Genomic DNA, 23,020 nt, shown 5'->3' on the forward strand with positions numbered 1-23,020 from the left:
CCTTGATTAAATACGATTAGGCTTGCTGTAGGCAACGATAAACTTGGACTGTGCAGCGGTGCTGGGATTAATGGTTGAAATAGACACCGGATAGAGCGGCCTTAAATAAGCCAAAGGTGTGTAACCAATCGTCAGCCTTTGTGAGCGCTCTACATGGTCCGAAATACTGGGGCGGCAAATTTCGTCGATATAATGTTGAGCACTGAGATAGAAAATATCATCGGCGCTAAAGCCACTCGGAAAATGTTCAACATGCTGCGTAATATTGGCGGCAACGCTTTGGTAAATTGCGCTACTTGTTTGACCTTCTATAACAAATTCATGGCCTGGCTCATCGGTGCAATACATGTCGAGTATCTCAACCATGGTCGCTTTCACGTCATCCCATTCATTGTTAGGACCGGCTTGATGCGCCAGTAACACAGTTGACAATGGCCATGCTGGACCCGTGTTTGGGTCAATTGGCAGTGGGTAGGTGAAAAACTCGGCCAAAATTTTGCTTAACTGCTGCAACACCGAAGACAATGACGCATTGGGCTCAGTAAAACGTACCTTTTGCGTTTGAGAAAAATAGTTCAACCAACCGTAATACAAACGCTCAAATAAACTCATGGTTTCTCTATCAAGCCACAAGCAATATACGGGCATATGCAAAGGGGTCTGTTCTCGAATTTTGCGCTCAGTAAACTGACGAAACGCCAATGAGGCGAAGCGCGTTGTCCAATCGGGCAACACAAAGTACAGGCTGCGACTAAGTTGCATACGCTGTGCGGCGTCCAATTCATCACCTTGCTGTATACCCGCTTCAACTAAGCTGCCTTCGACCAGATAAAAGCTTTCACGGTTGTGAATTGCTAACGGCATATGAGCGGGATGCGATAAACCGAGTCGGCGCATGATGCCTTTTGCCATGCTGCTACATTGGCTTTGCCCAATATCATTGGCCAGATAGTCGTAGCCTTGGCAGCGATTTTCACCCAATATGCCAATCTCATTGAGCAACCGACATTTATCAATGTACTGACGCAGTAACACCAAACGCTCTAGCAATGACTCTTGTGGGTTTGGATCTCGCGCATCTTCTAAGCTCGGTGCATAAAACGCAAATACCGCTTTGTATTTCAGTAAATTGCCATCTACCGCTCGTTCTGCAAAACGCGCCAATAAATGCTGAGCGCTTTGATTCAGTCGCGTGAGTTGCGCAATAGAAAAATCACTTTCAAGACTCAGTTGCATACCTCGTTGCCAATAAGCCAAAGAAGCGGTATCTAACAGATGTTCAATACCGCTGATACCGGTTAGCGCTTGGCTCAATTGCGTATGGGGTAAAGCACAGACTTGCTGCCAGAATGTGCTCACTTGCTCTTCATTCAGTGATTCACTGGCAAGCATGCGATCTAGCAACTTACCTAAACCTTCAAATACGCTTGCTTGTGGCAAAGAAAGAATATCGGGAAGTACATCCAGTTGTTTATGCTGATCCGCCAGTATTTGGTCGAATAGCTGTAAATAACCTTTGAACTGAAGGAGTTGTGCTTTTTGTTCGCTGTCGATACGCGCATCTAAGGTTTGTTCCGTGACGGCATACACCTGCGGCAATTCGTGCTGCAACGAGCGGTAGTCACTGAGCCCTAAATATTCACCACTTTGATAGCGCGGCAGCATGCTGTTTGCAGGCAGCGATGGCGGTAGCTTAAGCCCTTGCAAGCCTGCACGAATGGCAGCTTTTTCATCGTCGGTTAGTTGATAGGGCTGGCCGTCGATGAGTAGTGCTAACTCATTAAAAAAGTTAGCTTCATCAAAACCAAGCTCTGCAATATTGACGATTTGCGAATTGTCGTCACTGCCAAATTGAATTTGCCAAAACTCATAACCCTCTTGTGCGTTGTAATTACTTCCGTTTTGATCCGCGACAAAGTGAAAGGCATTCACTTGCTCAATGTGCTCATGTTCATGCAGCACACTTAAAATATTGGAACTGAATAAACGCACACTGTAAGCCGACTTATGTAAATCTTCATCCAGTACAAACCCATACTGAGGTTTTGGTCCTTGATAAATGTCATCTATGCTAAGGCCCCTTTGCAGTAGTTGCTCAGCCGAATACTTGGGAATATCCGGTGAGATCTCACGACCAATCAGGGTGTAAATTTCAACGAGGAGCGCAACTAAGTTATCCACATTTTTGAGCGATAACGTCATGCCTACATTCACCTTGCTGACGTCATAAAATACGACGTTGCCAAGGGTATGGTTAACACAGCGAGCTTGTGCAAAAGCACGGTTTAGTTGCTCCGTCACGGCCATTTTTTTGCTTTCATCGGGCGCGTAAAGGAGCACATTAAAGTCAATGATATTGGTAGTTGCATCCACGCTTTGACGGGTGGTGACATGTACATTTTTAACGTCGAGCAAATCAAGAACAAGGCGTCGATAATCATCCTCTGTTACACAATGGCTAAATAACACTTGTTCGGGTTCATAGAATTTTACACTGCCCCCTGTATCTGCTTGCGCAAGCAGCTCAGGGACCGAGTAATCCAATTTATAACTGAGATCAGACAGCACATACACCAACACTTCCAACAAGGTCACACCGGGGTCAAAACGGTTATGATCGGTCCAAGTGTTAGGTGCAAATTGCTGTATCCTAGCGATGCCTTGCTGACGAAGTTTCGCCAAATCTTGCCCGATATTGCTCGGGGCCTGATTGACTATCTGCAGAGCTTGATTGTCCATAACTTTCCTGAATAAATGGTCTGAATAACAACAAGACGTGCGCGCGCAAAAACCGTGAAAAGTTTTTCACAGAATTTTTGCGGCGGGTTTTGTTTATTGACGAGGTGTTACTGAACGATAAAGTCCAGTTCAATTTCCCATTTTCCTATACCTTCGAATACATCTCCGAGGGTATTGGCGAGTGCGATTTTGTGGTTACGAGCGGGTACCAAAATATCATGCGGGTTATCGGCACTGATCACGCTGTAGTGCTTTTGCGTTTGGCCTGCTTTCACCGCTCTGATCACTTGGATCATATCCACCGCTGGGTGGGTTTCTAATACCTGCGCAATGGATGCCAAATAAATCGTGCGTTCGAGTGGTTTATCCAATTTATTCCATGGCGTGAGCGCATCCACCACCATATCATTGAGCTCAATCACGGTGCTTTGAATATCGTAGAGCGGGTCAATTTTCACAATTAGCTCAAGCTGCACTTCCACATAATTGGGGTCGTCAACCTCTACAGTGAGGTTCGGCACAGACAGCGCATTCACCTGCTCTCGAATTTGTCGCTTCAAATAACGGGGCACTTTAGGTTGCAGTACCGACGCATCATGATTGAGCGGCACCACAACCATGCTTAAACCCAACTCGGTGACCACGGGGCGCACCGAATGTAACTGCGGGAAAGTTTGCAATATAAAATGCTCATAGTCCCATGCACTGAGTAAACGTTGACGATGGTTCAAGCGCTCGCTAATACGACGATCAAATTGCTCGGTGGTTTCCGCCACTTTGGCGCCGAATGAGGCAAACGGCTGAATCACTTTATCAACTTTTGGATTCGGTAATACCAACTTGGCAATAGACTCACTAGGCAGTGGTTGCGCAAAGTGAGAAGGGGCATTGCCTTGACTACTCAGAGTCACTTTAAGGCCTTGCGTGAAAATACCTTTGAGTTTGGAGTACACGGGGGCCATGCTGGTCATGCTTGTTGGCGTTTCTAGACGAGCATGATTGACCTTAGCGCGTAACCACAATTTACCATCGTGATTGAACGAATTGCTTTGTGTCAGTTCTGGCAAGTAAAACACCACCAACCCGGAATCCAGCAAGTCATAGGTGCTATCACTGAGAATACGCCCCTCACCTGCTTGGCCTTGTGACTCTTCTCGTTTAAAACGGTGCCACTGTCCGGCGTTGTAGTACTCCCACACAAACACGGGATTGTTACCCATGTTATAGCCATCTACCGGATCAACCTGATAATACATGCGTACTTGGCCCGGGGTGGTGACTTGATTAATCGCCACATAGAGGTAACCAAACTCCTCCATACGTGGCAATAAAGACAATAAACTTTGCTGGGTAAACTGTTCAGTCGGGCGGCCTACTGGGGCAATATGCTCAATGAAAATTGGGTTACCGACCATCAGTGCAGGTGAAGTAATACTTTCACTTTGGTAGTGCACGCGCAGTGCATCCAAAGTGGGTGTATAAGGCTGATTCACCAACACTGGAGTGTCTGAGGTTGCATTTTTATAGGCAAAGTATTCGATGACTTTAGTGTAATCTTTATGAGCAAAATCTTGCTGTGATAACTCAAGCGAGTACCATTTGGGCCACTTAGTCGCACTCGGTTCATCAAACGGCAGCAGTTGAAAATCTCTTAATGCGTTGTTGTCATTTTGCAAGAAGGTCAAGGTGTTGGTCGCTACGTTGTTATGTGGCGCAGGCAACGTATCATCATTGTCATTGTAAAATAGCGCGACATCGCTTTGCAGGTTACCAACCGCGTCTGAGCGGGAGATATTAATGGTGCTGTCTGGCCACACTAAGCAGTTGCAATCATTGCTAAATAGCTTGTCTGTGCTCAATACAATGCCATCACATGATTCCTCATTTGCACACACGGCGCTTTTATCAAAATAACCGGCCTCTGTGCCATTTTGCTCACTGAAGTAGTAACTATACGCGCGATAATAAGTATCAAAGCTCTGTGGCCTATCGAGCCAAATAAACTCAATACTGGCATTGACGATGTTTTTAGTCACCAATTCTGGGTGCGTAAAGTGCACCTTTGCAGCCAGTCTAGGTGACAACCCAAATGGCTCAAACGGTTTACTGGTATCTAAATCTACTTCGCCATTGTTGGCGACCAGTCCGCTCAATCCAGCGACATGCGTGGTGATACTTACCTGCGTCACCATAAACTTATTCATGCGCTCATAAACACTCGAGTCATCACTGTATAGCAACTGGTAATAGTCACTTTTGAGTACCAAGGCAATAAACGGTAAGGCCTTATCGGCACCTATTGGGGCGGTTGGCAATGCAGTGATAGCCGGAAATAGCCCATCAAAACTGAGTGACAGCTGTTGCCCTATCACACTCAAGTTGGCGCTATCTATGGCAATAAGCCCTTCACTGGTGGTAATGTAAAAATCAAACCAAGATAACCAGTTTGACAGCTCTGCTTGGTCGCCAAAATTAAGCGTAATGCTGCGCGTGCCGCCACTTAAAAACAGATCTTGCGAGGCTATTTTAAATCCCACGTCGACATTGGCACTGTTTCCTAACACATTCTGTCCAAAGGTCGGCTCACTTTGCTCAAGTAGCACGCCCTGCACTGAATCTAATAGCACTTGATGCTGCAACGTAATCGCGTCAGGAAGTTCAGCGTTATTCACCGTTTTAACTTTATTGACCGTGGCTACGTAATCAACTTGTGCTTTGTTGATGGTCACTACTTCATTGGTGCTATAAATAAGCGGTGTACCATCGCTGTCTTTACCACCATCAAACTCAGTGCCTGCGGGTAAAGTAACAGCATTGGCATCGTTTAAAGACACAACCAAATGGGCGCTATCTGGCGTGGCTGGTAGCGGCTCAAAACGCAGCACTTGAGCATAAAAGTGCTCTAAATGGCGAGACACAAATTGATTGAACTGCGTATTACTGTGCTGTAGCAAATCAATAAAGGTGAGCAACATCGCCATATCAGGGCGAGCAGCTAACGTTTTGATCTGCGCATCAGCCTCGCCTTGCTCAAGCAACTTGGCAAGCCCAGCCAGTTTTTCTGGCTCCGGCAATGCGTTTTCCCAAGAACCATTGACGCTCAATGTGCGGTCATCAATGTAGTTAGTCTGCTTAGCCAATGTTGATAAATACCTAAGCCAAGCCTCTACCGTACGCGGTTCGATATTAAAAAATGAGCGCGACAGCGCTTTTATCTGTCGTCCAAGCTGACTACGCCCCACTTCACTTGGATTGACGGCATTGAGCGCCGCCAAGGTGGTTGTGTTGTTAGACTTCACAGTCATGAGAATACCTTGATCAATAAAAAGGTTTAAATTGAGCAAACCAAGCTGTTAGCTGCTCACAAAGTGCGAATAGATTGTTGTGCGTGCGTTAAAGCGATTGCTCGGTTAAATAGAATGGGAAAACCATGTTGCTACGGCTGTTGGTTTGTCGAATCAAATAATTAAGTTGGATCAACAACACACCGTCATACAGTTCACTGCTATCAAAGTCGATAGACTCCAAAATGATACGCGGCTCATGATTGAGCAGCACCGTGGCAATTTCCTGTCTAAGCTGCGCCAAACTTTGTTCATTAGCATCGGCAAACGAGTAACTGGAAAGGCCAGAACCCATCTCGGGCCAAAGCGGTCGCTCCCCCACCAAGGTATTTAAGGTTAAGTGAATAGCCTGCTTTAACAACGTTTCACCGCTATCCATTACAGGCCCACTACTGGCACTTCGAAAGCGTACAGGGAAGCCCCAGCCGGTGCCTAAAAATGCTTGTTCTAACATAGTTGCTCCTTGTTTTGGCCTCAATGGAGGCTATTTCACATCGACGCCTTTACCTTCAAGGGTAATGCTGTCTGACGTTGTGACACTCACCGCAGCAGCGGCATCAATAGTGAGTTTGTCTTTACTTTCAATAGCTAAAGCGGCCCCTGCTACGATAGAAGTCATGTCTTTTTGCGTCAGTTTGAAGCCTTCTTTTGCGTCAAACTTCACCGTGTGATCGGCACTGGCTTGTAGCGTGAGTAGCGGCTCTTTGAGGGTAAATTGCAACGCCAATGCTTGCTCTTTAAAGAACAAGCCGCGCTGCTCATTTTTATCGTCATATTCAAATGGCGGCTTGGCTTTGGGATTGTGGCAAGCGCCTAAAATAACGGGATGTCGACTATCACCACCCATAAAGCCCACCAACACTTCCGTATCGAGGTCTGGAGGTAAAAATAACCCCTCTTCCGTGCCCGCAAATGGGCTGGCAAGTCGAGCCCAAAGCGGTTTATCACCACTGGCACTGGGTAGCAAAACGGGAATACGATGCAAAGCTTGCGCGTCGGCTTTAAACGCGGCGACTTTGCCAACCAACATAGGCGTGTTGGGTGTGTTAGCGTATTGTGAGTAGAGGCTTAACGTCAGCGGTACACCAAATATAAAGTCACAAAACCAACCATCACTGGATAAGTGATGATGCACTTCCCCCACCACATAATCGCCCGCATATTGCTTGCCAACGCCAGACAAAGTTAACGCATCCAAAAGCTTAACTTTAGTGGGGGCTTTCGTCGCTGACATGTCAACACGCACAGATCCTTGGTACATATCGAGCATACGATAATATTGCTCGGCGCTGGCTTTGGCTGCGAGTTCTAATTTATCTATCGGTGCTTGTGCTAAGCGTAAGGTGTCGGGGATCGCAAGCGCTGTATCGGCATCTGCATGACTTTTAAATTTGGCCGCTGGCGCGACAGGATCTGCATTATCATTGAGTTTTTGCTCTTTGATGTCCCAACTACTGTATTGCAATTTTTTAAGATGAGCGGTGACATCACAGTGTAATTCAAACTCAACGCAACCATCCATTGCCACATTAAATTCGTGGGCGGTAGGGGTATGCTTAGCTAAATCCACCACCTGATTTTTACCATCATTAAAAAACGCAAAACCATTACACAGTAAGCGGCGCATAAACACTGACCAAGGCTGTTCATCCACCACCAAAAATTGCTGATGCTCAATGTTACTCGCAGCAATGGTCCCCGCCGCCGCACCGTAGGTTTTCAATAGATCACTGAGTATGTCGCCATCTTTGGTCTTTTCGTCATACAGCTTGCTCATGGCATTTTGACAAAGCTTGATAGCATCGGCTCTGGCTTCAATACGCAAAAAAGGCTGACGTTCGTAGCCAATACCTTGCGCGGTAATAATGCCGCTATAAATGAGCGTTTGTTCGCCATCGCCAAAGCCCGCTTTGACCTCAATGGCTTTGCCCATTTTGAATAAGTCTTCATCTGCTTTGGTGAAGGTTTCTTTGGCCATGTCGCCATCTTCAATCAGCAAACACAGTTGTGAAATTTGGTTAACGCCATTTTTTACCCGCACTTCGCGCACCGCGATTTTGTCGCTAACCTTGGTACCGTCAACAGTAATGGTATATCGCAAGTCCATGTTAACGCTCCAACGGTGGATAGAGGATCGACGCCCCCACTTCGGCACTGCGAATAGACGCTAAGCGATTGGCCTTAGCCACTTGATGAACAAACTGTTGATTGCCATAAATCTTGGCACTTTGGATTAATACGGAGTCGCCCGCTTGATGCTGGATCACATGGGTCAAATCCGGTGAGCTTTTACCCGACTTCAGTTTGATCTCTTTTTCTGATAAACATTCCACCACGCAACAATGCACTTTGGCTTTTAAGCGGCGACCTTTGTTATCCACTAACTCGGTTTCTACTTTGGTGGTGCACAACATGCCGTCAAAAGTGCCACTTGGACCATGGTTGAGTGTCATATTAAGCGGCTGGATGGTCACATAGGTAGGCTCGTGCGTTGCACTTTGCACCGCAGTACCATACTTGAGTAACGTTTGAATATGCTTTTCGGTATCAATATCTCCACTGAGTTTGGCAATCAACTCCGTTGGCAAATCAATGATGGTGTCATCTAACAAAAAAGTGATATTGAGTTTAGAGGGAGAAGACTTTTGGTATTGGCTTGCCCCACTCTCGGCACCAATGGTTTGCGATTTTTGAATATCGTTGGCATAACTGGTTTGCAAAGACTTTGCGTCATACGGCAAAGTCAGCTGTGCAAGTTGATTACCTGAGCCACGCTCAACTTTGCTGTAAAAGGTCACTTTACATAGCGGAGACCCAGCCGCATTTGCGCCAATACCTATCATCTTTATGGCCTTTTTTGTCTAGTAAATTGCTGAAACTGTTTATCAACGTAGCGCTTGAGTGACTTTTCTAATTGTGCAACTTGGTTATTAATCACTGAGGCGCTTGTATTACCCGCCTGCTGCGCTTGTGCATCGTTACCCTGTGGCTCATCTTGCTCGGATAAACTGGCTTTGATACGAATGGCATCACATTGAATTTCCATGGGCACTCCTTGTTCTGTTGTTATTAAGTGAAAGGAATTGGCACCGTGACTAGGTTTTGATAACTAAACGTGATGGATTCAATCAGTACATCATTGCGGGTTGCGTCTAAGCTATCCCACTCCCAACTCTCCATAAATGCACGCGTCACGAGCCAAGCTTTGGTTGGCAAATTGTTGTCATTCAATAAGGTGATCAGAATGTCGTTACGAACGGCAAACTGATTCCATTGTGGCAAGCTAATGAAATTGGTGATTTCTAATGTGCTGCCAGTGCGCAGCACGCCACGCTTAAACGTTAAGGTGCGTGTTTGTTTATTACTGCCCACCGTTGCTCGATTACCATCATATTCAATGGTTCGATTAACTTTTAGGCCACTGATCTCTTTAAAGAAAATATCAATTGGGTTAGGTATCGCCGCCGACGTGATCAAAGCGGCAAAGCGATATCCCACCATAGGTGTGGTAAGTTCTTGAATCATAATAATGTCCAAAAAAGGGCACAAACGTGCCCAAGACAAGGAGAAAGAAAATTAATGGAATTCGATCTTAATGTCGTCTGCCATCATTTCTAATGACTCAACACTTGCCTCATTTGAACCACCATTGATACTTGGTGCAGTCAGCTTTTTAGGGAATGCATTGATCACTTTCCAAGTGACTAACGGTTGCGAACGGTCTTCGTTGGTCAGTGAAATCGTGATGTCTTTTTTATCAACTAAGTTAAGGCTGATAGATGAGATCCAATCGTAGAACTGACTCTTTTGACGCACTAAACCACGCTTAAGTGTGATGTTCACATCCGTTGGTTGTCCAGGCATGTGCTTTTTGCCGTAACCATCTTTGTAGGTAATGGTTTCAACGCCGATATCTAAGCCTGATACTTCTGAGAACGGAATGCTCTCTTCACCAAAGCTCACGACAAAACGATAGACCGGGATCGGATATTCTGCTGCGATGTCTGCTGCTGTAGTAGCCATAAAAACTCCAAAAAATAAAAATTTCTAACACCAAAGTTGCTTGGCAACTCAGGTCAAAATAACAAGAGGAAAGATTGGCTGAGAGAACCGAGAAACGTATAAATCAGTACCTCAACCAATCTTGGTTGGGTTCATTAGCCTTCTAGGCTCTTATGCGAGAAAGTCAGCACAATAAACTCAGCCGGGCGCACTGCCGCAAGACCGATTTCAATATTCATAATGCCGTTGTTGATGTCGTCTTCAGTCATAGTTTGACCAAGACCCACATTGACGAAAAACGCTTGCGCGGGTGATTCACCAAAGAAGGCACCTTGACGCCATAAGTTTTCAAGGTAGCTTTCAATCATGGTTTTAAGCTTTAACCAAGTAAATGGAGTGTTTGGCTCAAACACCGCAAACTGAGTTGCTTTTTGGATGGACTCTTCAACCATGTTGAATAAACGACGAACAGATACATAACGCCATTCATTGTCGTTACCAGCGAGCGTACGTGCGCCCCATACCAACGTGCCTTTACCCACGAACGTACGGATCGCATTGATAGATTTACCTGAAATAGCGTCTACGTTGAGGTTTTCTTGCTCTGTGCTATCAATCGCCAACACTGGTGCTAACACTTGTGATAACGCCACGTTCGCAGGTGCTTTCCAAACACCACGGTCTTTGTCCGTTTTAGCCATTACACCGGCAATTGCTGGTGATGGTGGCAGCACAAGGTAGTTTTTCGCAAGCTGTGCTTTTACCGCGTTATACACTTGCGCGTTGTAGTCCATGTTGTCCGCTGTATCACTTCCAAGTGTCGCCAGTGCAACTTCTTTGTAAGTCACTTCTTTGCTTGCTTCATCAATTGAATCAACCAAAGTGACCATGACAGCCGCTTCATCGTAACTACGCGCCATCGTTGTTTTTAAGTAAGGATAATAAGATGCACCATACTTAAGGCCTTGTGTCACTTTGTCACGTAAACGCGCTGAATCATGGGCAATTGCAGTTGTGCCAGCTGGCGTTGCTTGCATTTGCACATCCACCAACGCAAAGCGGTCCATGCGTTTTTCTGCGTGTTTAAGTGCTTTGTTTTGCACTTCATAGTGGCCCGTTTCATCTAAGCCAATGGCTTCAGGTGATGAAATAAGTGTCACCTCATCAACCTTATTTAATAGGTCAATTGCAGCCGTGTAAGCTTCTTTTGCAGCCTTCGTGCCTGCAGTACCAATAGAAACCACGTAACATGCACCACCGCCATTGGCAAAAAAGTGGCTCACAGCTTGATGCAAGAAGAATTGAGCATTAGGCGTCGAGTCCGCCAGTTTGAAGCTAGTGTTGGTTGTGTCTTTAACAAGCACAGTAAAGCTTTCTTGGTAAGGGCCACCAAAGTTTGCTTCAAACTCAACCATGCTAGTGATACGTACCGGCATGTTTAAGAAGTTGGCTGCATCACCGGCTTCGTTCAGCTTTGTGGTGTGACCAATAAACGCTGGGATAGCCGTAGCCACTTCAGCAACTGACGGCGGTAGAATTGATTTTTCTCTTACGTAGACGTCAGGGGTTTTATATTGAGACATAGTATTTCCTTTAGTTAATAGAACGCATTCTTAAAAGCCGAAACGGCAAGAATTTGGGAGTGAGTGCCAAGCAAGTCTTTTATAAAGGCCTACCCACCAATAAAAATGGATAAACGTTTGGCGGGCCTTGCTTGGCACTCAAAAGACTGTGTGGGTCGCCCCACGGCTCCGCCTCATCAGTCACAACTGATGTTGAATTTTTTAATTTGTGCAAAGAAGACGATGGAATGTGAGATGTGTGAAAATAAAATTTAAAACTACCTGAGATGAATGATATTCATGCGCTTATCGCGCAACACCTTGAAGCTTTTCTACCGTGCGCAAACCGGCTAGCCCTAACATGGCTAGTGTCAATTCCATCATGGCATCAAGGGGCAGTTGAGGTGTCCCAACTCCAGGCCACAACCACTGCAAAATCGGGTTTGCCACAAAAGCAAATAAAAACCCCAGCCCACATACCCACATTAAAAATGGCCGTGCACCTGCCACCCATAAACTACGATGAGACGCTTGTACTTGATTGATTTTGCTTTGCACAAGATTGGGTTGTTGTGCCACCCGCTGCTTGAGTATTTCCAAATTCAATGCTTCTTCATCACTGGTAAATAACTCGTCAAGCAAAGAACCTATTGCAGCAACAGGGGCTTGTGCGTTTGATGTAAATAACGCTGACAATAATCCCATGAGCATCTCCTATCTATGATTGTGAATAGCGACGGTAAACTTAAGCCACACACCGTCAGTACAGTAAATTTACGTGTTTGGTCTAAACTCAGTAATAAGCGGCTGTTGGCAGGTGTATTTATGACAATACGGCTCATCTACCTTGTTCTTTTACTCTTTTTTACTTCTATTCAAGCGCAGCCTGAAATAACCAAGCTGACTGGTGGGCACAATGCTTGGGCCCCCTACATCAAAGAAAACGGCCATGGTCTAATCAACGACCTTGTATCGGCGGCTTTTCGTGCCCAAGACATTGAGTTTGAATTAAAAACGGCGCCCTTCAGTCGCATAATGATGATGGCTGAAAATAACCAAATCGATTTAGTCGCGGCACTTTGGACAACCAAACAAAGACGTGCAAGCATGTTTTACAGCGCCCCTTACTTTCATAATGAGCTAGTACTAATTAGTAAAAATACTAACCCCATCGATTATCAAGGCATTGAAAGCTTGCGCTATAGAAGTGTTGCAACCGTACGAGGATACGGCTACCACACATTACTTGATGGTATTGATGAGTTAACCATTACCGATGTACTCAACCTGCATACCTGCTTAGAATTAGTGATCAAAGGCAGGGCTGAACTGGCCATTGCCGACTATCTCGCCTTTGAGTATGAACGCTCAAAACACCCTGAATTGAATCAATTAAAAGCGTACTTTCCTGCCATTATTCGATGGCCACTACACATAGGGGTGAGTAAAGAGCACCCCAATGCGCAGTAGATCATCACGCGCTTTAACCTTGGCCTTGCTAAAATTCAAGAAAGCGGCGAATACAATGAAATTTTGTCAACTTACATTGAAGAGAATCGCTTCAAAGAGGCCTTTAGCACGGCTCCTTAACTCACCACACTTAAGCAACGGTTAACTTTGTTTGCCCCGCATCAGTGAACTCAATGCTGACATTGATCATGGGCGCGGGATCTGGCACGCCTTGCGGATTTTGCGCGGGCTTAGATACCTGTAACAACGCCATTATTTTGGTATCTTTTGTTACTAACCCCGTCTTAGACTTGCCCTTAACCGTTAAGTTAGGTTTGCCTGAAATCGCTTTGCCCATAGCGATCCCCCCTTTAAACGCGGCATTATCATAGTTAGATTGAAATGTTTGTAACCACTGTTTGACATCATCTTCCACCAGCACAGCTTTACTCCCTTGAGACAACTTATTTTTTGTTGCCGAAGCAATTTTGTCACTGGTTTTTACCAACTGCTGTGCGCCATTAACGGTAATTTTAATGGCCGCACCATCAACACATACAAGCGGCATGTTTATCCTTAATTTGTAAAAATCGAGCTGTTATTGGTTAGACGCTTAATGCCTAAAAATGTGAAAAACAAGCGCCAGTATATTAATTTTCATCTCAAATAATTCACTTTAAACGGAACAATTTTCGTCTTAATGTAGGCACGAGATTTACACTCAATTACTTTATAAAACAAGGAAATGACAATGAAAAAACTCGCACTTGTGCTTGCATTAGGATTTGTAAGTTACAACGCAGCCGCGTCACACATCGTTTATGATACTGACACTAACGCAGGTCGTGTAACGACCTTTTATAACGCACCAGTGGAAGCGATGGTGACGCAATCAAGTTCAGCTTATGACGTGCGCATTTACACGCCACATTATACAAACCGAGCGCCTTGCCAAAGCGCCGCAGTTTACGACCAAAACACCGATGCACTGATCACGTTGCTCTCGGCTAATTTTCAGATCTTGTCGGGCACTATTCCCGAAGGGCACGAACATAAAGAGAAATATGTTGAAGCGACATGCACCGATGAGCTGGGCAATCGTCAAACCTTAAGACATAAACTTGCTGCAGCACCAAAAGTGATTTTTAACAGTCAACTTGATGTCGCAAATTGGATTGACTCCGACGGACGCAATCCAGGTTACTTTCAAGATGTAACCTATAACGCACAGCTCAACCTTACGACCAATGAGCCAAATGGCTATTGCCGTTCAGCGACGTTAGTGGGTCAAGCACCTGAGCTGTTAAGTGAGCGCCATAAATTTGGATTGCAGAGCGATGCTTTCTCTGTGACTGGCGAAGCTAAATATGATGCGCGTGCCAAGGTACTTGTGAGTGAGTTAATTTGTAAAAGTACGGGTGGCACCACGCGCGCCGTTGAGATTTGGCATATTAATGAACAAGAACAGCGTCGCGAATATGCTGTGGAAGTGTTTTAATCACTATAGCAAGCGAGTCTGATCTAATCAGGCTCGTGTTAAAAAGCAACAAGCACAACCCATTTGAAGCACGCCTATCGCTATTTTTTGTCTGCCTTGGTATTTATAAACGAATAACCTCATGTCTTGAAAGGCAATTTATAACACCAAAACAAGCAATAAAAATCATAAGAATTTGATTTTTATAAACTTAAAACCATTTTTGATATTAAGAACCCTGTCCCCATCCCTTGTTATTATGTAGTGATTTTTTATTAGTTATAAGGCGTGGTTTTGCATTTGATAATTTGAAATATCGGCACAATAAAACTAACTTTAAACTTCTCGGGGGTACGTAAGATTTGACATTCAAAGAGACCATTGCCAGTTGAGTAAATCACCTTACACAACAATCAAGGAGATGTAGCTAGTTATAGACAATTTAGTGTAGGTGACACTACGAAAAACCTGACCAAAAAAATCTGCACAGCCACTGCCTTGGCTGCTTGTATTTCCTCTACCGCTTTTGCTAACACCGTTTATACCAGTGATTCAAGCGTAACCGCATGGGACGTGATGTTTCCTAACCCAGCCTATAGTAATTGGGTGAGTGCGTGTAGTGTTGTGCCAGATGTTGGGCTTGATGCGAATTGGCAAAATCCACATCCAGCCTATTCATTTGGATACTTTGCGCATCCATGGCAAGGATCTGTCGGCTATTTTGCAAGTTGGATAAATGCGTGGTCGAATATCAGTTCACAAGGTCCTTCTGGCCAAAACTGGACTAAATATGCCGTTGATGTTTCAGGTCAGGGTGAGTTTGTTTGAAAGCTACTGGCTGATAACTGCTCATGGGTATACATAGACGGCAAGCTCGTTGGCTATCAATCAGCCTATTGGAATGCTAACAACATAACCTACCCTGTATCGCTCAATGGCAATCACACACTCGAATTTTTAATTTTTGATGGCGGCGGTTTAGCTGGCGGTATGTTCCGTTTAGAAACAAACACAGGCACATCATTCCCTGACTCAGATGGTGATGGCCTGACAGACCCTGAAGAAATACTCACACAAACCGATCCAAACAATCCTGACAGCGATGGCGATGGTTTTAGTGATGGCGAAGAAGTGGATGCTGGCTCTAATCCTAACGACCCTAGCGATGCGCCTGTTGTTGATAGCGATGGTGACGGCGTGTTAGATGACGACGACATGTGTAACGATACACCTGCTGGCGCACTCATTGATGAAAATGGCTGCTCTGGTGCCCAAAACGTTGCTAATGCGTGTAATTGTGCAGGCCCAACTATTGATTTACCTTGGAAAAACCATGGCCAGTATGTCAGTTGTGTAGCCCATGCCAAAAATATTGAAGTTGCAAATGGCTTGCTCATCGAAGAAGAAGGTGACGCCCTAACCGAAGCCGCTGGCGAAAGTGAGTGTGGTAAAAAATCAAACGGCAAAGGCAAGTAGCCTGCCGATATATTAAAAGACAGTGCTCGATCATGATGAACTAGTGTCATCTATTCGAGCACTTCTATTTGCGCTTCACAGTTATTTTCTAGGCAATGCTTTTTGAAGCCCTCGGGTCAATAACACCGCAAAGGCACTAAAATGAGTCATCCCATCAAGCACGTGAGATTGAATATGACGCCCTTTGTAGTTACGAGATTTTAGCCGTGCACCAAACTCCTGCATATGATCAACCATCCACTTCTCTTCGCCACCAACGAACATATAAACATGCGCCTTCATCGAGTCATGCTTTTTGGCATAGGCCTATTCCATACGAAAAATGACTTTGTTGTCGTAGTAAAGTGAAGGGCTGCCAATGATGTAATGATCGAATAGCTCAGGTTCACTCAACAAAATATTCGCCCCCAATAAACCCCCAAAAGAATGACCAACAAATACGGTTTTATTCTGGTTGATTCGGTAGTTTTTATTGATAAGCGGCAAAACCTCATCGGCAATAAAGCGAATATACTGCTTGGCTTTACCTGAATGTTGTTGTGCAGCCAAAGAGTGACCGTTGGTTTCTTTTGGCGCATAGGTCGGTGTGTAATCTCGGGTGCGACTTATAAGTGGGTTTTCTCCTTTTGAGTAAGATACCCCCACTAAGATCACATCTTCAATGTCGCGTCGCTCCATTAAATGAACAATACCACTGGCTGTGGCGATGGAGTAGCTGGTGTCGTTCAGTAAAACTAAAGGGTATTGGCGCTTACCTTTTGCATAGCTTTTCGGCAGGCGTACATACAATTCATATTCTAAGCCACTGGTTTGTGACTTAATTTGTAAAGTATGGGTGTTTGGGATTTTAAATTCAGTGCCTTGATTGGCTAAGCATCAATAGGGTGAGTTATCAGCGCAAACAGCACGAGCGCAATACAACGAATAAGCATCTACTTCCTTAATCAACAAGTTAAATAACCATGAAAAACAGGTACACAACTTACAATGCAAGGCAACAAAAAAAACAGCCTAAGCAATTGATTTTATAAGAATTAATAACTTAAACATTAGCAAGATGCACGTCCTTTTCTTGGGAAAAACTCGCCATTGATGACATTTGTAACACCATGTCATGACATCTCACACACGTCACCGTGAAAACCATTTTATATAGTAGCCCTACATTAAACGAAACAGGATTACTTACAATGAAAACAATGAAAACAATGAAAACAATGAAAACAATGAAAACAATGAATAACAGCATCAAAACTTTACTTCTATCGGCAACACTTTTCAGCACACATTTATTCGCACAAGATGTGACTTTACATGTGACCGGTGTTGAAACTCATCGGGGTGTTATCAATGTGGCCGTTTACGACTCAGCCGAAGGATTAAAGCAATACAAAGCGTGGCATACAACCAACAAGCCAGCCTCAGCAGATACGGTAAGCTTTACACTCAAAGATGTATCCGATGGCGAATATGGCTTTATGGTGTACCAAGATGTGAATAATGACGGAAAATTAGGCCGTAACTTCATGGGCATTCCCAATGAGCCATACGGGTTTAGCAATAACCCAAGATTAATGGGGCCGCCTCGCTTTACACAACTGGCAGTGGCCGTTAATCCTTCTGTAGACAACGTAGTTGTTGATTTACGCTAAGAAAAAGACGTTATAACAGCTTCAGCACCTGGAACGACTCATCACAAATGGAGAAGCGCCAATTAGCTTTTAAAAGCAGGCGCTTTCTCCTTTCTAAAAATATCGAGGCTCACTAACGACATAACGTACTGTGATCAGTTAATTTTAAATTCATTTAAAGTAACGGGCCTAACCTATGATTCAAGCGCTCCGGCCTCTGATGTAGCGTGACCAAACTGCCGAAATGAGATATTAAATCGAGGCCCCATATCGGTAGTGCCACGCGCAACTGCATGCTCGTACATATCTTGAAAACCTTTGCCCATCACAAGTAATGAGCCATGTTCTAAGGTCACACTTTGCTGTTCACTCGGCTCATTTTGAGAACGAATTAAAAACTCTCGCTGTGCACCTAAGCTGATTGAGGCGATGACATCGGTGGAGCCAAAAGCGGGTAAGTCACTATGAAAGCCGAGGCTTTCCTCGCCATTTGGGTAATACAAACACACCGCAACCGCTAAATTGACACCTGTACATTGCGCAATGTGCAGCCTAAGTTGCTCAAGCTCAACACACGTATCCGCGCGGCGACCATGGTGCAAAGGAAACTGATCCGAGCAGGCCAAACTCGGCGCTAAAAACATCATACGCCAAGGTAAGATACTACTCCGCCTACCATCTGGAAACTCTATCTCTTCAGGTTCTGACAAATCAAACGCACTCATGAGCCAATTAAGCAATGACGTGCTCAATTCATCCGACATAAAATTTGAATAATAGTGAGCGTTACAAGCTAGGGGCAGTTTCACAGCATTTTCCTTGTTAGCGAATACTTTGTGTTACTTTAGCTTATCTTTGGGGCCACTTCTAATAAGTATTACCTGACCCCAAAAAACACCATCAGGTTAGACAACAACTCAGTTCAATACTCGAAAAGAAAGGGCTAGTACCTAAAGCTATAATAGGTACGTGCATAAGGAACTGAGTGTGCCTGATTTGTGGAATTTTAAAATTCAGATAAACATGCGTCACTAACCCCCCCCTTAATCCATGTAAGGATTAGATGGATCAATATCAGATGGGGTTTGTGGTTTTGCATGGGTTTTATCTTGTATGCCATGCGCTAAGTTAAATGACTTTTTGGCTGAGTCGAATAATTTCTCGTCTTCACTAGACAGTGACTGACGACCCATTTCATATATCGCGACTTCTGCTAACGGTTGTCTGGCATACCCTGTTGCCCCTTGCTCGCCAAAGGTAATGCTCGTTGTCGCAACTGAATCTCGATTAACCAGCGCGACTAACATCACCCCATCGGTAGCAAACCCGGTTAAACCTCCATCTTGAGTAGACCATTCTTCAATTCGCCCATGCTCAGTTTCTTTAATATTAAGCCCCGTTTGCGCCTGTGCAGCAGCTTCTCCTGGACTGGGTAAATTTGAATCTGCAGCAACTTCACCACCTAATGACATATTGTCTAAGATCTTTTTCGCTTGAATTGGATTAGTACCTCGAAAAACAACTACTTGACTCGTGTTTGCGCCCGATAGAATTTGCTGCACTTTACTTTGATTGGGCATGCTTTGATACACTTGCTCAAGCTCAGTGAGCTTTTGAGCACTTTTGTTCAAATACTCACGCCCTTGCGTTAATGCATTCCAATATGCCCGTAATGCCGTGCCAATTGTAGTGTCTACTTGAGACAGTACAACGTTAAAGTAAGTATATACGTAGTTTGCCAAGCTCCTATTAATAGCAAGATTATGTGGATTAATACCGCCAGCTCCACGAGTCGTTTCAAGGTCCCTTAAAAACTCAGCTAGGCTAACTGGCGCACCATTCTTTTTTAACCCTTTGCTATTAGGTTGTATCGGTTGTACTTGTTGTGCAAGCATAGTGGCTCTGCCGAGGGAAGATTGTGATTTTAGACGTTGTTTAAGCATAAGTTTCCTTTTCGTAGTAGGCTTAATTGCGGTAAATTGAAGTGATTTTTTAATGCTTGCTTTGGATGCATGCGTTTGGATAGGATGACGTTTGAAGGATGAGCATCGCTCCTTCTTACTTCATAAAACCAGACATAAACAACACTTGACGCTGCCTTAAGATATTAGGTACAACTAACCTCTAGCGCATAGCATATGTATTTCTGTTCTAGCTTTATCTTATTCAAATACTGGAGAGAATAGATGCCAAATATCAATACACTCTCTTATGGGCTGATCTCCATCTTACTCACTTTGTGTGCGATTTTTGTGTTCATAGACAATGATCATCGCGCTCTGGCACTCGCTAAACACAAAGCCCCCTCTCCGCATGTCATGATATGTAAGAGTTGGACACCTTGGATCACTGTTTTATCTGAGACTCAGTTTAAATACCACAGACAAACTTTTGATTTGGCAGGCTTAGTCGCACATATTCAAAATGAGTTTTATGAATACCCTTTTTCTGCTGTCGGGATCCATGCTCAAGAAAAGATACCAAGTGGTGTGATTACCCAGCTAACTGGTGACTTAAAGCAAGCCATCCCGGATAGTCAGATTATTTGGAGTTATTATAGGTAAGCACGCTACGACATTCCAAAAGCGGGTCAACTCGACCAAAAATTGAAACTAGTTCCGGCCGTCAAGCTCCTGCCTAATGTCTTCGGCATTTTGCGCTATATCAGCTATCGTCCAATTATTAAGCGTTCTAATTTCATAACGCCCGACTTGCCTACTTGAACTATCTGTAAGATCGCTCAACCCTGCACTCCCTCCACCTCTTAGAATGATGTTTTGCCAATCGCCTGTAGAAACCCCTGAACTTAAATGTTCAGACAACCAATCTTTCCCTAATATTTCTAATGGGTCTCCGGTCAATAGCTTCTTAGAAGGGTCTTTAATTCCCCCAAGTTCTGTATCTGCAATTTCTTTAGCGGAAAGGTTAAAGGAGCTTGTGTTTAACACACCTTTTATTTTTTCAGTGGTTAAATGTTTGGCAATTTCATGGAAATTAACGCCATCGTATTGTCTTTGGTCGCGTAATACTTGCTCGCTTGTTTGTACCAGTAAAGGGATAGCATTTTTTATAGTTGTTCCCCCTTGCCAAGAATTACTACTAATAAACACTGTTCCCATAAAATTCAATGCTCCCATGGTTGAAATCTCTTTAACATAGTCAGCGTCTTTTTCAGTTAGGCCTGGAGCTGAGGACAGGCTATCTACAATTTTCTTTGCACCATCAATCGCGAATTGAGTTATTTTACGCCTTCCACTATCAACATTGTCCACTTTTGCATGTTTTGTTATTGGACCATCAGCAGCTGCTTGTACTGTTTCCATAACTCCTTTACCAGTTAAACCAACTGTTGCTTGAGGATAAATGGAGTTAAACCCATCACTGTAATTAGTTAATGCCGTATTATAATCTGCCATAGCCTTAGCTGCGGCTTCTTGGCTTACTTTATCTGTACCTGTAACTTTTGTTTGATTTATAGCTTCTGCCGAAATTTTTAACTCGTTCAAATCACTAAAATTAGCATCTTCATCCGAATATTTAGCGTTGTTATTTTGGATTGTGGTTTGCACTGCGTTCAATTTATCATCAACATTTAAGGCTTTATGGATAGGATAAGGAGGGGTTACAAACTCTACAATCGCCCCCCTTGATTTACCATCAGGTTTATTTTTTTCCAATAGAGCGCTATTGAATAATTGTGCATTCTCTAATATCCAACTTGCCCTTTTAGATATACCAACCATATTATTTGAATGATCAACATTGTAATAAGGCGTTGTTAATATATCCAAGTTACTTATGTTTCTTTGATATCCAAAACCTCGACTTAGCGCAACTAACTTCCAGATCTCATTTTCGACTTTTTCTCGCTTTTTTGTTTTCAAAGAACCAGCCCACTTGCCTCCCATGTTTTTACCAAAACTACTCGTTGCCTCAGCAGCTCTTTGTTTTGCATCCTCTTTATAAACTAGAGGGATAGGTGTTTCAAATTCGAATCCGATACTCATCTATTTCTCCTTTATCATGGCTTGCAAGGCATTGATTTTTTAAAATTCAACTTTAAATCAGAACAATTGTATTGATAGCCCTGATACTCCAATTTATTAAAAGCTCAGCTTTAACTACCAACTTCAGCACTATGCGTCTCAACACCAGGGCCAAGTGCATATTCCTCGCCATTAGACAACTTATACCTGAGCTCCCAAAACGTCTGATATTTTGATGGTGCAGCATTTGATGCCCATTGAATTGCATCGTTTTTGTCCTGAAGTGTGCTCCAATGCGTATTATCAATAGCATGAATCACACTCTGAGCTGTGTGGGCGTAGTCAGGAATAACTTGATAATGAACGTACCAGTCATTTTGAATGACATTTTGGCTTCCCAATTTAGAAAATTCATTAATACGATATTCGATTTGGGATTCAACTTTAAAGTAATGAGAATCGGCGTGAAAGTTATTGCTCTTAGATGTACCTAAAAACATGTTATTGATATAACTACCACCGCCAAATTTACCTCTTACTGCATGCATCGAAGTTAGCTTTTGGTTTCGTCCTGCGCTGGATGGGTCATTTATAATACCAACCTGTTTATAAGCATCTTCATTACCCAATAAAACAGGGTCACTACCTGCTGTCATTTTTCTAAAATCTACACTGACATTCGTCGCAGCCCCTGTTATTGGCCTTCCAGCACTGTATTGAACAGTTCCTAAATTATTTGGAGATACGAAAGGTTGCTTTCTTTTTGGTAATTTTGACGTATTGTCGGAAGCTGTAGGTAAGCTTGTATTAAGCGCATTCCATAATTCATCGTTTTCAAGTAACGCATTTAAAACTTTAGTTTTTTCTGCAAGCGCCCATACAGTTGCTGTAGATACAAAAGAAGATATTTTCGCAGCTCTTAGAGTTGGCTCATAATCTTCTTCTTGATCAACAACTAAACTCATACCGTCCGTTCTTTTAAATCCAGCCATTTCTTCGGCAACGATTTCCGGTGTTGCATCAATTTCATCGAGGCGTTCAATCGCCCTATCAAGCAATGTATTAGCTGTTGTTGAAAAATCGGTTCTATCAACCGCATTAAGAATTGCGACTCCCGTGTGAACTTTATGTGGTGTGTTTAGCTTAGTTGCATTTGGAAATTGTGGACTCGGGATATGAATTCTCCCTTGTTCATCAACTTTTGCCTGCTTTTCTAAGCTGTCATAATAGTTGGAAAAATGTTGCATGCTCCCTCCTAAGAATATACCCAGTACATTTTAACTGGAGAAAAGTGAGCTTGAGGCCCCTGCTAGAAGATCACCTGAGGTTATCTAATCTCTAATCTCTAATCTCT

The 23,020-nt window shown here is 43.8% G+C and carries 23 protein-coding genes; 6 read left to right on the plus strand and 17 right to left on the minus strand.

Annotated features, from left to right (window positions below):
* Window positions 1-6 precede the first annotated feature (6 nt).
* From AC5FX4_RS17490 to AC5FX4_RS17535, 10 genes are all read right to left on the minus strand, one after another.
* Window positions 7-2,739 (minus strand): baseplate wedge protein, encoded by a 2,733-nt coding sequence (locus AC5FX4_RS17490; RefSeq protein WP_493607592.1) that lies wholly within the window; start codon window positions 2,737-2,739, stop codon window positions 7-9.
* A gap of 107 nt (window positions 2,740-2,846) precedes the next feature.
* Window positions 2,847-6,044: a baseplate J/gp47 family protein gene (locus AC5FX4_RS17495; protein WP_493607593.1), complete on the minus strand. Its 3,198-nt coding sequence runs from the start codon at window positions 6,042-6,044 to the stop codon at window positions 2,847-2,849.
* Between the two features lie 88 nt (window positions 6,045-6,132).
* Window positions 6,133-6,537 (minus strand): GPW/gp25 family protein, encoded by a 405-nt coding sequence (locus AC5FX4_RS17500; protein WP_493607594.1) that lies wholly within the window; start codon window positions 6,535-6,537, stop codon window positions 6,133-6,135.
* A gap of 30 nt (window positions 6,538-6,567) precedes the next feature.
* Window positions 6,568-8,190 (minus strand): phage baseplate assembly protein V, encoded by a 1,623-nt coding sequence (locus AC5FX4_RS17505; protein ID WP_493607595.1) that lies wholly within the window; start codon window positions 8,188-8,190, stop codon window positions 6,568-6,570.
* Window position 8,191: 1 nt separating this feature from the next.
* A complete protein-coding gene (locus AC5FX4_RS17510; protein WP_493607596.1) occupies window positions 8,192-8,926 on the minus strand; it encodes a CIS tube protein in 735 nt (244 codons plus the stop codon).
* Window positions 8,927-8,928: 2 nt separating this feature from the next.
* Window positions 8,929-9,129 (minus strand): hypothetical protein, encoded by a 201-nt coding sequence (locus tag AC5FX4_RS17515; protein ID WP_493607597.1) that lies wholly within the window; start codon window positions 9,127-9,129, stop codon window positions 8,929-8,931.
* A gap of 23 nt (window positions 9,130-9,152) precedes the next feature.
* Window positions 9,153-9,608 carry a phage tail protein gene (locus tag AC5FX4_RS17520; protein WP_476290621.1) on the minus strand — a complete coding sequence of 152 codons (456 nt, stop codon included), beginning with the start codon at window positions 9,606-9,608 and terminating at the stop codon, window positions 9,153-9,155.
* A 51-nt stretch (window positions 9,609-9,659) separates the two neighbouring features.
* Entirely contained in the window at window positions 9,660-10,106 is a 447-nt protein-coding gene (locus tag AC5FX4_RS17525; RefSeq protein WP_138597422.1) for a phage tail protein, read from the minus strand.
* Window positions 10,107-10,240: 134 nt separating this feature from the next.
* Entirely contained in the window at window positions 10,241-11,668 is a 1,428-nt protein-coding gene (locus AC5FX4_RS17530; RefSeq protein WP_493607598.1) for a phage tail sheath family protein, read from the minus strand.
* 285 nt (window positions 11,669-11,953) lie between these two features.
* Window positions 11,954-12,352, minus strand: coding sequence for a 3TM-type holin (locus tag AC5FX4_RS17535; protein WP_493607599.1), 399 nt, complete (start codon window positions 12,350-12,352; stop codon window positions 11,954-11,956).
* Window positions 12,353-12,367: 15 nt separating this feature from the next.
* On the opposite strand from AC5FX4_RS17535, the gene AC5FX4_RS17540 reads away from it, so the two are divergent.
* Complete coding sequence (locus tag AC5FX4_RS17540; RefSeq protein ID WP_493607600.1) at window positions 12,368-13,117, plus strand: substrate-binding periplasmic protein; 750 nt, start codon at window positions 12,368-12,370, stop codon at window positions 13,115-13,117.
* Window positions 13,118-13,247: 130 nt separating this feature from the next.
* Here the strand turns inward: AC5FX4_RS17540 and AC5FX4_RS17545 are convergent, their stop codons facing one another.
* Window positions 13,248-13,664 (minus strand): contractile injection system spike tip protein, encoded by a 417-nt coding sequence (locus AC5FX4_RS17545; protein ID WP_493607601.1) that lies wholly within the window; start codon window positions 13,662-13,664, stop codon window positions 13,248-13,250.
* 183 nt (window positions 13,665-13,847) lie between these two features.
* On the opposite strand from AC5FX4_RS17545, the gene AC5FX4_RS17550 reads away from it, so the two are divergent.
* The 3 genes from AC5FX4_RS17550 to AC5FX4_RS17560 all read left to right on the plus strand — a co-directional run bounded on the left by AC5FX4_RS17550 (window position 13,848) and on the right by AC5FX4_RS17560 (window position 16,049).
* Window positions 13,848-14,594 carry a hypothetical protein gene (locus tag AC5FX4_RS17550; RefSeq protein WP_493607602.1) on the plus strand — a complete coding sequence of 249 codons (747 nt, stop codon included), beginning with the start codon at window positions 13,848-13,850 and terminating at the stop codon, window positions 14,592-14,594.
* A gap of 477 nt (window positions 14,595-15,071) precedes the next feature.
* A complete protein-coding gene (locus tag AC5FX4_RS17555) occupies window positions 15,072-15,401 on the plus strand; it encodes a hypothetical protein (protein WP_493607603.1) in 330 nt (109 codons plus the stop codon).
* Window positions 15,402-15,563: 162 nt separating this feature from the next.
* On the plus strand, window positions 15,564-16,049 hold the full coding sequence (locus AC5FX4_RS17560; RefSeq protein WP_493607604.1) for a hypothetical protein: 486 nt from the start codon (window positions 15,564-15,566) through the stop codon (window positions 16,047-16,049).
* A gap of 81 nt (window positions 16,050-16,130) precedes the next feature.
* Here AC5FX4_RS17560 and AC5FX4_RS17565 read toward each other — a convergent pair whose 3' ends face one another.
* On the minus strand, window positions 16,131-16,331 hold the full coding sequence (locus tag AC5FX4_RS17565) for an esterase (RefSeq protein WP_493607605.1): 201 nt from the start codon (window positions 16,329-16,331) through the stop codon (window positions 16,131-16,133).
* A 24-nt stretch (window positions 16,332-16,355) separates the two neighbouring features.
* On the minus strand, window positions 16,356-16,895 hold the full coding sequence (locus AC5FX4_RS17570; protein WP_493607848.1) for an alpha/beta hydrolase: 540 nt from the start codon (window positions 16,893-16,895) through the stop codon (window positions 16,356-16,358).
* 371 nt (window positions 16,896-17,266) lie between these two features.
* Here AC5FX4_RS17570 and AC5FX4_RS17575 point away from each other — a divergent pair, with 371 nt between their 5' ends.
* Window positions 17,267-17,701, plus strand: a complete 435-nt coding sequence (locus AC5FX4_RS17575; RefSeq protein ID WP_493607606.1) for a DUF2141 domain-containing protein — start codon at window positions 17,267-17,269, stop codon at window positions 17,699-17,701.
* Between the two features lie 173 nt (window positions 17,702-17,874).
* Here the strand turns inward: AC5FX4_RS17575 and AC5FX4_RS17580 are convergent, their stop codons facing one another.
* Both AC5FX4_RS17580 and AC5FX4_RS17585 read right to left on the minus strand, forming a co-directional pair.
* Entirely contained in the window at window positions 17,875-18,489 is a 615-nt protein-coding gene (locus AC5FX4_RS17580) for an alpha-ketoglutarate-dependent dioxygenase AlkB (protein ID WP_493607607.1), read from the minus strand.
* 234 nt (window positions 18,490-18,723) lie between these two features.
* Window positions 18,724-19,623 carry a hypothetical protein gene (locus AC5FX4_RS17585; protein WP_493607608.1) on the minus strand — a complete coding sequence of 300 codons (900 nt, stop codon included), beginning with the start codon at window positions 19,621-19,623 and terminating at the stop codon, window positions 18,724-18,726.
* A 243-nt stretch (window positions 19,624-19,866) separates the two neighbouring features.
* On the opposite strand from AC5FX4_RS17585, the gene AC5FX4_RS17590 reads away from it, so the two are divergent.
* Window positions 19,867-20,244, plus strand: a complete 378-nt coding sequence (locus AC5FX4_RS17590) for a hypothetical protein (RefSeq protein WP_493607609.1) — start codon at window positions 19,867-19,869, stop codon at window positions 20,242-20,244.
* A 48-nt stretch (window positions 20,245-20,292) separates the two neighbouring features.
* On the opposite strand, the gene AC5FX4_RS17595 is transcribed toward AC5FX4_RS17590, so the two are convergent.
* Window positions 20,293-21,687 (minus strand): hypothetical protein, encoded by a 1,395-nt coding sequence (locus AC5FX4_RS17595; protein WP_493607610.1) that lies wholly within the window; start codon window positions 21,685-21,687, stop codon window positions 20,293-20,295.
* A gap of 110 nt (window positions 21,688-21,797) precedes the next feature.
* Complete coding sequence (locus AC5FX4_RS17600; RefSeq protein ID WP_493607611.1) at window positions 21,798-22,913, minus strand: hypothetical protein; 1,116 nt, start codon at window positions 22,911-22,913, stop codon at window positions 21,798-21,800.
* Between the last annotated feature and the right edge of the window lie 107 nt (window positions 22,914-23,020).

It is taken from the genome of Pseudoalteromonas sp. ATL1 (assembly GCF_058933015.1).